12 protein-coding genes and 1 riboswitch are annotated in these 12,131 nt (G+C 73.9%); all 12 genes read left to right on the top strand.

The annotated features are described in order from the left end of the window. Positions 1–5 precede the first annotated feature (5 nt). The 12 genes from BMW85_RS02220 to ribH all read left to right on the top strand — a co-directional run bounded on the left by BMW85_RS02220 (position 6) and on the right by ribH (position 12,041). Positions 6–1,475, top strand: a complete 1,470-nt coding sequence (locus BMW85_RS02220; protein WP_091076151.1) for a hypothetical protein — start codon at positions 6–8, stop codon at positions 1,473–1,475. Between the two features lie 37 nt (positions 1,476–1,512). Continuing rightward, a complete protein-coding gene (locus tag BMW85_RS02215; protein ID WP_091076149.1) occupies positions 1,513–2,841 on the top strand; it encodes a hypothetical protein in 1,329 nt (442 codons plus the stop codon). 27 nt (positions 2,842–2,868) lie between these two features. After that, positions 2,869–3,417, top strand: a complete 549-nt coding sequence (gene def / locus BMW85_RS02210; RefSeq protein WP_091076147.1) for a peptide deformylase — start codon at positions 2,869–2,871, stop codon at positions 3,415–3,417. 5 nt (positions 3,418–3,422) lie between these two features. Then, a complete protein-coding gene (gene fmt / locus BMW85_RS02205; protein ID WP_091076145.1) occupies positions 3,423–4,349 on the top strand; it encodes a methionyl-tRNA formyltransferase in 927 nt (308 codons plus the stop codon). A gap of 248 nt (positions 4,350–4,597) precedes the next feature. Then, entirely contained in the window at positions 4,598–5,980 is a 1,383-nt protein-coding gene (locus tag BMW85_RS02195) for an RsmB/NOP family class I SAM-dependent RNA methyltransferase (protein WP_091076141.1), read from the top strand. Positions 5,981–6,026: 46 nt separating this feature from the next. Then, entirely contained in the window at positions 6,027–6,689 is a 663-nt protein-coding gene (rpe, locus tag BMW85_RS02190; RefSeq protein ID WP_091076138.1) for a ribulose-phosphate 3-epimerase, read from the top strand. 191 nt (positions 6,690–6,880) lie between these two features. Continuing rightward, positions 6,881–7,690, top strand: coding sequence for an oxygenase MpaB family protein (locus BMW85_RS02185; protein WP_091076136.1), 810 nt, complete (start codon positions 6,881–6,883; stop codon positions 7,688–7,690). Between the two features lie 65 nt (positions 7,691–7,755). After that, a riboswitch (FMN riboswitch) is annotated at positions 7,756–7,886 on the top strand. A 105-nt stretch (positions 7,887–7,991) separates the two neighbouring features. Further along, entirely contained in the window at positions 7,992–9,095 is a 1,104-nt protein-coding gene (ribD, locus tag BMW85_RS02180) for a bifunctional diaminohydroxyphosphoribosylaminopyrimidine deaminase/5-amino-6-(5-phosphoribosylamino)uracil reductase RibD (protein ID WP_091076132.1), read from the top strand. A 3-nt stretch (positions 9,096–9,098) separates the two neighbouring features. Next, positions 9,099–9,689, top strand: coding sequence for a riboflavin synthase (locus BMW85_RS02175; protein WP_091076130.1), 591 nt, complete (start codon positions 9,099–9,101; stop codon positions 9,687–9,689). Continuing rightward, a complete protein-coding gene (locus BMW85_RS02170) occupies positions 9,686–10,354 on the top strand; it encodes a nicotinamide mononucleotide transporter family protein (RefSeq protein WP_091076128.1) in 669 nt (222 codons plus the stop codon). Before BMW85_RS02175 ends, BMW85_RS02170 begins: the two co-directional genes overlap by 4 nt. Continuing rightward, entirely contained in the window at positions 10,351–11,577 is a 1,227-nt protein-coding gene (locus tag BMW85_RS02165; RefSeq protein WP_091076125.1) for a bifunctional 3,4-dihydroxy-2-butanone-4-phosphate synthase/GTP cyclohydrolase II, read from the top strand. Before BMW85_RS02170 ends, BMW85_RS02165 begins: the two co-directional genes overlap by 4 nt. Further along, complete coding sequence (ribH, locus tag BMW85_RS02160) at positions 11,574–12,041, top strand: 6,7-dimethyl-8-ribityllumazine synthase (RefSeq protein ID WP_091076123.1); 468 nt, start codon at positions 11,574–11,576, stop codon at positions 12,039–12,041. The genes BMW85_RS02165 and ribH overlap by 4 nt, the downstream gene beginning before the upstream one ends. Positions 12,042–12,131: the final 90 nt, after the last annotated feature.

The raw sequence follows: 12,131 nt of genomic DNA, 5'->3' as shown, positions 1-12,131 counted from the left end.
CCCCTGTGTCGATCGAATGGGTGAACCAGGCCATCGACGACCTGCGCGCCTGGGGGCGCGCGCGGGAAGTCGAGGTTGACGCGGACGAGGTCCGCCTGCTCTGCGACTACGCCAGCGACTACCTCAACGTCAACGAACTAGGTGATTTCACTCCCGAGACCTTCGACGAGCTGCTCCTGTCCATCTATCCGCGCAAGGTCATCGCACCTCCGGAGAGCGCCCCGGAGACCATCGCCGCGGCCCGCACCCTGGTCGCCTACCTCATCGAGACGGGCGCCGTTCCCGAGGAGCGGGCGGCCCGCATGCGCGAGCGCATCGCCGACATCGAGCCCCGCCTGTCCGACGCGCTCGCCGACACCGCCAACTTCGGCATGGCCAAGAGCCTGTTCAGCTCCATCGGCCCCGAGTCGCTGGAGCAGTCGATCGCCATCCCCTCCGGCGAGGTGCCCGACCTCGGCGAGGCGCCCTGCGACTGCCCCGGCTGCACCCCGCTGCCCGCGGCCCGCCTCGCCCCGCCCGAGGAGCTGACCGCCGCCCTGGGCGGCGTCCCGATGCTGCGCGAGCGGCCACTGCCGGGGGCCGGCGAGCCGCTGCGCGAGTGGGCCGACGTCGTCACCGGCATTCTCGAACGCGACCCGCGCGGCTCCGTCACCGGCTCCGCCGAGCTGGACGAGGGCCTCTACGACCTGTTCGACATGCTCTACCGCCTCCAGGTGCGGGTGCCGGTCGGCGTCATCGGCGACTACCTCGACGACCTGTCCTGCGACGGCGAGTGCGACCTGGACGCCGTGCTCGACCGGCTGTCCTGGTGCGGCCTGCTCGATGTGGAGGACGGCGAGGCCGAGCTCACCCCGCTGGCCGTCTGGGGCCTGCGCGAGCACTACCTGGCGCTCGGCCTCGACGCCCCGCTCGCCCCCGACCTGGCCGAGGCCGACGCGTTCGGCCTCATCCAGGGGCTGCTCGAAGGCGTGCCGGCCGAGCTCGCCGAGGGCGACATCGACCGCTGGCTGAGCGGCCGCACCCCCGGCGAGGCGGCCGGCGAGCTGCTGGAGGCCGCCTCCGGCGCGCCCGCCGTGGCGCGGGGCATCGCCGTCACCATCGTCGACCGGCTCGGCGCCGAGGCCGAGCCCCAGGTGCGCGACCACCTCGACGACGCCGAGCTGCGCCCCCACGTCATCCACTGGCTGGCCGCCCGCCGCCTGCCCGCGCCGCAGCTCACCCAGGACGAGTTGCTGTGGGTCAGCGTGGACATGCTCGCCCTCGCCATGCCGGCCGCCGAGGAGGACCCGGAGATCTTCGCCGAGAACATGGCGGCGTCCGGTCCGCCGGCGCATATGATCGAGGAGATGTGGCGGGTCGACCACCCTGACGTCGTCGAGGTCCTGGAGCTGCTGGGACGCTCCATCCCCGACGGCACGGTCGCCAAGGCCGCCCGCAAGGCGGCCTTCAAGGCCCGCTCCCGGACGATCCGTTGAGTACGCTCATGTGACTGCCGTGCAGTAAGTTTCCTGAGTGGCCAACAACGTCTTCGACCTCGCCGAGCTGCGCAAGCTGATCGATGAGCAGGCCGCCGTGCCCCCACGGCAGGCCGAGGCGGCTCCCGCCGACGAGCACGAAGCGCTGACCTTCCCGCCGGTCCTGCTGGCGTCCGACGCCGAGCTGGCCCGCGCGGTCCCCGCGGTGCCGCTCGTGGCCGACGCCATCAGGCTCACCGCGTGGACGGGCGAGCGCGCCGTCGGCCCCGACGGGCACCTCGGCGAGTCCGACGCGGCGGCCGCCGCGGCCCGGTTCGGCCTGAGCGCCGCCCGGCTGCGCCTGGTCTGGATCGTCGCCGTCAACACCGGCCTGCTGCGCATCACGGCCGGACGGGCCGCGCGGGGGCCGCTGTCGATGCAGCTCACGGTCGAGGCCACGCTGGAGTTCTGGGACGGCGTGGTCATGGACGTCCTCGACCGCGCCGACGAGGGCCTGACCGGTTCGGCCGTGGTGGACGGCCACCTGGCCGAGATGCTCGCCACCATCTACTCCGTACGCTCCGGCGTCGCCACCGCCAACCTCGCCCGCGGCATCCTCCAGTCCCACGAGGTCGCCTGCGCCCCCGGCGCCGCCGAGATGCGCCGGCTGGCCGCCGCGCTGCCGGCCGAGCTGCTGGAGGCGCTGTCGCTGCTCACGTACTGCGGGCTGGTCGAGCAGACCCCCGCGGGGCGCACCGCGCTCACCCCGCTCGGGGTGTGGGCCGTCCGCCGCGACCTGCTGCGTGAGGGGCACGACGCGCCGACCGCCGAGGAGGTGGAGGTCTTCGCCGACCTGTCGGCGGCCGAGCTGGTCGAGGCGCTGGTCAAGGGCACGGCCACGCAGAGCGCCGTCGCCGGGTGGCTGGAGCGCCGCCCGCCGGAGTCGGCCGCGCGCGACCTCGTCGCGATCGCCGCCACCGGCACCGCCGGGCAGCGCGGCGCGGTGGGCGCGATCCTGGAGGAGCTGGGTCCCGAGGCCGAGGCGCCCGTGCGCGAGGCGCTCGACGAGCCCCTTCTGCGCCGCTACGCCGCCTCCTGGCTGCACATCCGCGACCTGCCTGCCCCGTCGCTCGGCTCCGAGGACCACACCTGGCTCGCGGTCGACTCGCTGGCGGCCCTGCTGCACCTGTCCGGGCCCGCCGCGACGCGGCTCGACCCGCCGGAAGACCTCGTCAAGCTCGTCGCCGAGATGCCCGCCGTCGGCCACCCCGACACCATCGCCGTGCTCGACCTGCTGGCCCGCCGCCATGACGACGAGTCGGTGGCCAAGGCCGCCCGTAAAGCCGCGATGAAGGCCCGGTCGCTCCAGCACACTAAACTGGGCTGATCCCTCGCGACGAAACGGAGTTACCCTTTGGCGATCCAGTCGATCCGGCTGTTCGGAGACCCGGTGCTGCGCACCCCGGCGGCCCCCGTCGTCGATTTCGACAAGGAGCTCCGCAAGCTGGTCAAAGACCTCACCGACACGATGATGGACGCGCCGGGCGCGGGCCTCGCGGCCCCCCAGATCGGCGTCGGCCTGCGGGTGTTCACCTACTACGTCGACGACCAGCTCGGCCACCTGATCAACCCCGACCTCGACCTGTCGTCCGAGCTGGACGAGCAGGGCGAGGAGGGCTGCCTGTCCTTCCCCGGCCTGTCGTTCCCGACGCCGCGCGCCGTGCGCGCCGTGGCCAAGGGCTTCAGCATGCACGGCGAGCCGGTCACGCTGGAGGGCACCGACCTCATGGCACGATGCTTCCAGCACGAGACCGACCACCTCGACGGCATCCTGTTCATCGACCGCATGGATCCCAAGCAGCGCAAGCTCGCCATGAAGGCGGTCCGCGAGGCCGAGTGGAGCGGGCTCGCCGCGCCCGTCGTCAAGTTCTCGCCGCACGCGACCGGCGGAAAGGCACTCTGACAAGCATGCGTCTGGTCTTCGCGGGCACGCCCGAGACGGCTCTGCCGTCGCTGCGCACCCTGATCGACTCGCCCCGGCACGAGGTGGTGGCCGTCGTCACCCGGCCCGACGCCCAGTCCGGGCGCGGGCGCAAGGTCCACCCCTCGCCGGTGGCCGAGCTCGCCGAGGAGGCGGGCATCGAGGTGCTGCGCCCGCAGAAGGCCGGCGACCCCGCGTTCCTCGACCGGCTGCGGGAGATCGGGCCCGACTGCTGTCCCGTGGTGGCCTACGGCGCGCTGCTGCCCCAGTCGGCGCTCGACGTCCCCCGGCACGGCTGGATCAACCTGCACTTCTCGATCCTGCCCGCCTGGCGCGGCGCCGCGCCCGTCCAGCACGCGGTCCTGCACGGTGACGAGATCACCGGCGCGACCACGTTCCAGATTGTCAAGGAGCTCGACGCGGGGCCCGTCTACGGCGTCGTCACCGAGGAGGTCCGCCGCGACGACACCAGCGGGGCGCTGCTGGAGCGGCTCGCGGTGTCCGGGGCGGGGCTGCTGGCCGCCACGCTCGACGGGGTAGAGGACGGCACGCTGGAGGCCCGGCCGCAGCCGGCCGACGGCGTCACCATCGCCCCCAAGCTCAACGTCGCCGACGCGCGGGTCGCGTGGGACAAGCCGGCCATGCACGTCGACCGCCTGATCAGGGCCTGCACGCCGGGCCCCGGCGCGTGGACCGAGTTCCGCGGCACGCGGATCAAGCTCGGGCCGGTGCGGCCGGTCCCGGGGGAGCGGCTGGCTCCCGGCGAGGTCGCCGCGGGCAAGTCCCGCGTGCTCGTCGGCACCGCCACCGACGCGGTCGAGCTGAGTGAGGTGCAGCCCCAGGGCAAGCGGGTCATGGGGGCCGTGGAGTGGGCTCGGGGAGTCCGCCCGGAGGGCAAAGAGATCTTCGCGTGACCGGCCAGCACAACGAAGGGGGCCGTGACCGGCCCGGCGGCGGCGCGAAGAACCGCGCCGGCAAGGCCCGCGACGGCCAGTCCCAGGGCGGCCAGGCCCGTGGCGGGCAGTCCGGTGGTGGGCAGGCTCGCGGCGGGGAGTCCCGTGGTGGGCAGTCCGGTGGCGGGCAGGCCCGTGGTGGGCAGGCCCGTGGTGGGCAGGCCCGTGGTGGGCAGGGGAGTCCGGGGGGAGGGCGTGGTGGGCGGCGGGTGCCTCGGGACGAGGCCAGGATCGCCGCCTTCGACGTCATCAGGGCCGTGGACGAGCGCGACTCCTACGCCAACCTGCTCCTGCCGCGCATCCTGCGCGATCGCGGCATCAGGGGCCGTGACGCCGCCCTCGCCACCGAGCTGGCCTACGGGACGCTGCGCGGGCTCGGCACGTACGACGCGATCATCGAGATGTGCAGCGACCGCGCGCCCGACCCCGACGTGCGCGACGCCCTGCGGCTCGGCGCCCACCAGCTCCTGCGCATGCGGGTCCCGCCGCACGCCGCCGTCGGCACCACGGTCGACCTCGTACGCCTGCGCGTCGGCCCCGGCGCCGCCAAGTTCGCCAACGCCGTACTGCGCAAGATCGCGTCGAGGACGATCGAGGAATGGGTGCCCATCGTCGCGCCCGACGCCGACACCGACCCGGTCGGCCACCTCGCCGTCGCCCACGCGCATCCGCGCTGGATCGTCTCCGCCTTCCGCGACGCGCTCGGCGGCGACGCCGAGCTGCCCGACCTGCTCGCCGCCGACAACGCCCGCCCCCTGGTGACCCTGGTCGCCCGGCCGGGGCGCAGCTCGGTCAAGGAGCTGGAGGAGGCCGGGGCCACGCCGGGACGCTACTCCCCGTACGCGGCCTATCTGCGTGAGGGCGATCCCGGGCAGATCGAGGCCGTGGCGGGCACCCGCGCGGCTGTCCAGGACGAGGCGAGCCAGCTTGTCGCGCTCGCCCTCACCCGCGTCCCGCTCGACGACGATGACGCGGCAGCGCATGGCGGCGGGGAGCGGTGGCTCGACATGTGCGCCGGGCCCGGAGGCAAGGCCGGGCTGCTCGACGCCATAGCCACCCACGGCGACACCGCCGCCGGCCCGGACGGGTTTCCCGGTGGGGCGCGGTTGCTGGCGGCCGACGTCCAGTTCCATCGGGCGCGGCTGGTGTGGCAGACCACCCGGCACGCGGACGTGGTCACCGCCGACGGCACCGAGCCCGCGTGGCGTCCCGGGGTGTTCGACCGGGTCATGCTGGACGCGCCCTGCACCGGGCTCGGCGCGCTGCGGCGGCGGCCGGAGGCCCGGTGGCGTCGCGACCCGTCGGCCGTCGCCGAGCTGGGCCGGCTGCAGCGCCGCCTGCTCGGCACCGCACTCGACGCGGTCCGGCCCGGCGGGGTCGTCGCGTACGTCACCTGCTCGCCGCACCTGGCCGAGACCAGGGTCGTGGTGGGCGACGTGCTCGCCCGCCGCGGCGACGCCGAGCAGCTCGACGCCCGCGCGCACCTGCCCGAGGTCGACGGTCTCGGCGACGGCCCGCACGCGCAGTTCTGGCCGCACCGCCACGGCACCGACGCGATGTTCCTGGCCCTCATCCGCAAGCGCCGTCCCTGACGCGGCGCGGGCACGTCTCCCGGCGTTCACTAGACTGGGCGAAATCATGGCCGTACAGATCTCGCCCAGCATCCTCGCCGCCGACTTCGCTCGGCTCGCCGACGAGGCCGCCGCCGTGCCCAACGCCGACTGGCTGCACGTCGACGTCATGGACTACCACTTCGTCCCCAACCTGACCCTCGGGCTGCCCGTCGTCGAGGCGCTGCGCAAGGCGACCGCGACGCCGCTCGACTGCCACCTGATGATCGCCGACCCCGACCGCTGGGCGCCCCAATACGCCGAGGCGGGCGCGGGCAGCGTCACCATCCACGCCGAGGCCGCCAAGGCACCCGTCCGCACGCTGCGCGAGATCCGCGCGCAGGGGGCGCGGGCGGGGCTCGCGCTCAACCCGGCCACGGCGGTCGAACCGTACGAGGACCTGCTGCCCGAGCTCGACATGCTGCTGCTGATGACCGTGGAGCCGGGGTTCGGCGGGCAGAAGTTCCTCGACATGGTGCTGCCGAAGGTCCGGCGGACGCGGGAGCTGGTGCGGCGGCACGGCGGCCGGATCTGGGTGCAGGTCGACGGCGGCGTGGACGCCGAGACGATCGGGCGTTGCGCGGAGGCGGGGGCGGACGTGTTCGTGGCGGGCAGCGCCGTCTACGGCGCCTCCGACCCGGGCGCGGCCATCGACGAGCTGCGCGCGGCAGCCACCCGCGCCCAAGCCTGAGCACCCGCGCCCAGGGCTGAGCGCCCGCCCCCACGGGGCAGCCGCCCCCAGCGCTAAGCGCCCGCGCCCACGGGCACCCGCGCCCAGGGGTGGGCCGGTGAATTGGGGGTTTCCATGCCCGGCCGGGGTTGACCCCCGCCGGGCCCACAATTGACACATGGATGCCACCCAACCTGGGTAATTATCCACTTATGAGTGACCATGGCATCTTCGGCCCCGGCTCGGTCACCTGGCGGGTGATGGGCGAGCCCATCCTGCTCGTCGGCGGCTTCCGCGCCCTGCTGATGCAGGGCCTGCACCCGCGGGCGATGCGCGGCGTGCTGCAGAACTCCGCGCTCATGGATCCGGCCGAGTCCTGGGCGCGCTTCCAGCGCACGACGGAGTTCGTCCGGGTCCGCACGTACGGCACCACGGAGGAGGTCGAGCGGGCGGGCCGCCGGGTACGCAAGATCCACGCGAGCCTCACCGCCCACGACCCCGACACCGGGGTGACCTTCCGCCTCGACGACCCGGACGCCCTGCGCTGGGTGCACGTCGGCGAGGTCGACTCCTACCTGTCGGTCGCCCGGCGGGCCGGCGTACGGCTGAGCGACGCCGAGGCCGACACGTTCGTGGCCGAGTGGCGGCGGGCCGCAGAGGTCGTCGGGCTCAAGGCCGAGGACGTGCCGGGCTCGGTCGCCGAGCTGGAGGACTACATCCGGGCCGAGCGGCCGGGGCTGCGTTTCGTCCCGGAGGCGGCCCATCCGCTGCGCCTGTCGCTCAACGCGCCGCTGCCGCTCCTGCTGACCCCGCTCAAGCCCGCCCTGCCGGCGCTCACGCTGCTGGCGTTCGCCACGCTGCCGCGCTGGGCCCGGCGGCTGTACGGCCTGCCCGCCACCCCCGTCGGCGACCTGTGGGCGACCGCGACCCTGCGTACCCTGCACACCGGGCTCGGGCTGGTGCCCCCGCAGGTCAGGTACGCGCCGGTGGCCCGGCGGGCGCGCCGGATGACGGCCGCCTGAATCCCCCCGCCGGGGGCGGTCGCGCTCGGCGTTTCGGACATGGCACACTGATGGGAGAAAAGAGCTAGCGTGCTCCGGGGTCGGTGAAACTCCGAACCGGCGGTTACAGTCCGCGACCCGGCCGATGCCATCGGCCGGTTGACCCGGTGAAATTCCGGGACCGACGGTTAAAGTCCGGATGGGAGGCAGCACGCGAGGTGTCCGGCATACCGCCGGACGCCTGCTGTGGTGCATGTCGTGCACCATCGAGTCCCCCGGGGCCCGCCGTGGCTTGAAGCTACTGGCGAGTAGGAGACCCCGGGTGGAGCTACCCGAGCAGGACGCCGCGCACATGGCGCGCGCCGTCGCGCTGGCCGCGCGCGGCCACGGGGCCACCAGCCCCAACCCGGTCGTGGGCTGCGTCGTGCTGGACGCGGGCGGCGCGGTCGCCGGGGAGGGCTTCCACGCGTACGCGGGCGGGCCGCACGCCGAGATCGGCGCGCTGGCCGAGGCGGGGGAGCGGGCCCGGGGCGGCACGGCGTACGTGACGCTGGAGCCCTGCGACCACACCGGGCGGACGGGGCCGTGCAGCCGGGCGCTGCTCGACGCCGGGATCGCGCGGGTCGTGGTCGCGGTGGCCGACCCCAACCCCAAGGCGGCGGGCGGCGCGGCGCGGCTGCGGGCCGCAGGGGTCGAGGTGACCACGGGCGTGCTGGCGGCCGAGGCCGGGCGCGTCAACGAGGAGTGGCTCACCTACGCGCGGCTCGGCCGGTCCCACGTGACCTGGAAGTTCGCCGCCACGCTCGACGGCCGCTCGGCCGCCGCGGACGGCAGCAGCCAGTGGATCACCTCGCCGGAGGCGCGGGCCGACGTGCACCGGATGCGGGCCGCCGCCGACGCGATCGTCGCGGGCGTCGGCACCGTGCTCGCCGACGACCCCCGGCTCACCGCCCGCCCGGACGGCCCGTCCGCCGGGCGCAGGCCGCCGCTGCGGGTCGTGGTCGACACCGAGGCCCGTACGCCCCCGGACGCCCGCGTGTTCGACGACCTGGCTCCCACGCTCCTCGCCGTGGCCGACGACGCGGACACCGGCCGCCTCAAGGCCGACATCCTGCGCCTGCCCCGCCACGGGAGCGGCCTCGACCTGCGCGCCCTGCTGACCGAGCTGGCCGCCCGCGAGGTCGTCGGCGCCTTCCTTGAAGGCGGGCCGGCGCTCGCCGGATCGTTCCTGCGTGAGGGGCTGACCGACCGGGTGGTGGCGTACGTCGCCCCGGCGCTGCTCGGCTCCGGCCGCGCCGCGCTCGGCCCGGCCGGGGTGGGCACGATCGGCGCCGTCCACCGCCTGACCTTCGACGAGATTTCCCCCATCGGGCCCGATGTTCGCCTGATCGCCCGGCCCGTCGCGCAACCCAGCAGGGAGCAGTGATCGATGTTCACCGGAATCATTGAGGAAAAGGGCGAGGTCGTCGCCATCGAGCACGCCGGCGGCGGCGCCCGGCTGTCCGTACGCGGCCCGCTGGTCACCTCCGACGCCCGCCACGGCGACTCCATCGCCGTCAACGGCGTGTGCCTGACGGTGGTCGAGGCCGCGGACGGCGTCTTCACCGTGGACGTGATGCGGGAGTCCCTCGACCGCACCTCGCTCGGCGCGCTGTCCCCGGGGTCCGCGGTCAACCTGGAGCGGGCCGTACGCGCCGACCAGCGCCTCGGCGGCCACATCGTGCAGGGCCACGTGGACGGCACCGCCGTGCTGCTCTCCCGCGCCCCCGGCGAGAGCTGGGACGACCTGCGCTTCTCCCTCCCGGAGTCCCTGAGCCGGTACGTCGCCGAGAAGGGCTCCATCGCGATCGACGGAATCAGCCTGACGGTCACCACGGTTGACGACGAAGGCTTCGGCGTGAGCCTCATCCCGACCACGCTGCGGCTCACCACCATGGGCGAACGCCAGGTGGGCGACCTGGTGAACATCGAGGTCGACGTGATCGCGAAGTATGTGGAAAGGCTGGTGGTCAGGCAGTGAACTGGGCGGACGCCGGATTCACGGTATTCGGCACACACGTGCTCTGGACGGACCTGATCGGCAACATCGCCGCGCTGTCCACGGTGCTGCTGGCCATGCGCAAGTCGATGTGGACGTGGCCGGTGCAGTTCGCCGGCTCGGTGCTGCTGTTCATCGCCTCGATCAACGCGCACATCACCGGCAACGCGCTGAAGCAGGCCATGTTCGGGATCCTGGCGCTGTACGGCTGGTGGGCGTGGCGGCGCGGCACCCAGGGCGGCAAGCAGCTCGCGATCCGGCCGGCCGACTGGTGGGAGCGGCTGCTGCTGATCGCCGCGCTGGTGGCGGGGACCCTGCTGGTCGGGCTGCTGTTCTGGGTGACGAAGCTGTCGTGGGGCGCGCAGGTGCCGCTGCCGAAGGGCGCGTTCCTGGTGGCCGCCGACGCCTACATCTTCGTCGGCAGCGCGATCGCCACCTGGGCGCAGGGGCGGGCGCTGGTCGACTTCTGGATGGTGTGGGTGGCCGTGGACCTCGTCGGGGTGCCGCTGGCCTTCAGCTCCGGGCTGGTCGTCTCCGGATGGGTGTACGGGGTGTTCTTCGTGCTGGTCGTCGTCGGGTTCGTCAAGTGGCTGCGCGAGTACCGCGCGGGGACGGCGGCCGCGCCGCAGGTGGCGGTGGCCCAGTGAGCGAGGAGAAGAAGATCGAGCTCGACCCGATCGAACGCGCCATCGAGGACATCCGCAACGGCAGGCCGGTCGTGGTCGTGGACGACGAGAACCGGGAGAACGAGGGCGACCTCATCTTCGCCGCGGTCAAGGCGACGCCCGAGCTGTGCACGTTCATGATCCGGCACACCAGCGGCATGATCTGCGTGGCCATGGAGGGCAGGGAGCTCGACCGGCTCGGGCTGCCGCTCATGGTGTTCCACAACAAGGAGCGCATGCGCACGGCGTACACGATCACCGTGGACGCCCGCGACGGCGTCACCACCGGCATCTCCGCGGCCGACCGGGCGCGGACCATCCGCACGCTCGCCGACTCCGCGACCGAGCCCAACGAGCTGGTCCGCCCCGGGCACGTCTTCCCGCTGCGCTACCACGAGGGCGGCGTGCTGGCCCGGCGCGGCCACACCGAGGCCGCCGTGGACCTGGCCAGGCTGGCCGGCCTGTCCGGGGCCGGGGCGCTGGCCGAGATCGTCAACGACGACGGCAGCATGGCCCGCCTGCCCGAGCTGCGGCGCTTCGCCGACCAGCACGGCCTCGCGCTGGTCTCCATCGAACAGCTCGTGGACCACCGGCGGCGGGTCGAGAGCATGGTCACCCGGGTCGCCGAGACCCGCCTGCCGAACGTCTACGGCATGTGGCGCGGCTACGGCTACGCCAGCGCCCTCGACGGCGGCGAGCACATGGCGCTGGTCTACGGCGAGCTGGGCGACGGCGAGAACGTCCTGGTCCGCGCCCACTCCGAGTGCCTGACCGGCGACGTGTTCGGCTCGCTGCGCTGCGACTGCGGCGTGCAGCTCGACAACGCGATGTCGGCCATCGCGCAGGAGGGCCGCGGCGTGGTCGTCTACCTGCGCGGGCACGAGGGCAGGGGGATCGGGCTGCTGGCCAAGCTCAAGGCGTACAGCCTGCAGGACAACGGCTCCGACACCGTGGACGCCAACCTGGAGCTCGGGCTGCCGGTGGACGCGCGGGAGTTCTCCAACGCCGGGCAGATCCTCGCCGACCTCGGCGTGAAGTCGGTGCGGCTGCTCACCAACAACCCGTCCAAGCTCAAGGGCATGGACGGCTACGGCATCAAGGTCCTCGGCCGCGAGCCCATGCCGGTGGCCGTGAACCCCTACAACGAGCGTTACCTGAAGGCCAAGCGCGACCGCCTCGGCCACGACATCTCGGAGGCTTCATGAGCGGGGAAGGACGCCCCCAGGTCGCGGTGCCGGACGCGGCGGGGCTGACGGTGGGGGTGGTGGCCGCCACCTGGCACGCCCAGATCACCGACCAGCTCGTGGCGCGGGCCGTGCGGGCGTGCGACGACAGCGGCGCGCGGGCCACCGTGGTGCGGGTGCCGGGATCCCTGGAGATCCCGGTGGTCGCCCAGGCGCTGGCCCGCCGCTGCGACGCCGTGGTGGCGCTGGGCGCGGTCATCCGCGGCGAGACCGCCCACTTCGACTACGTCTGCGACTCGGTGACCGCCGGTCTGACCCGGGTCTCGCTGGACGAGCGCACCCCGGTCGGCAACGGCGTGCTCACCTGCGAGAGCCTGGACCAGGCGCTCGACCGGTCGGGGCTGCCGGGCAGCAAGGAGGACAAGGGGTACGAGTCCGCCGTCGCCGCCCTGGAGACCGCGCTCCTCCTGCGCGAGCTCGCCTGAGCGTGCTCGCCTGAGCCGGGCTCCCGCTCCGGGGGAGTCGCCGGTCCGACATCGGGCCGAACCGGCGACTCCTCCTGCGGGACCTGGCCT

The organism is Nonomuraea wenchangensis (genome assembly GCF_900111685.1).
Lineage (GTDB): Bacteria > Actinomycetota > Actinomycetes > Streptosporangiales > Streptosporangiaceae > Nonomuraea > Nonomuraea wenchangensis.
The sequence above is the reverse complement of the archived record's forward strand: the minus strand, read 5'-3'. Positions and strand labels throughout refer to the sequence as shown.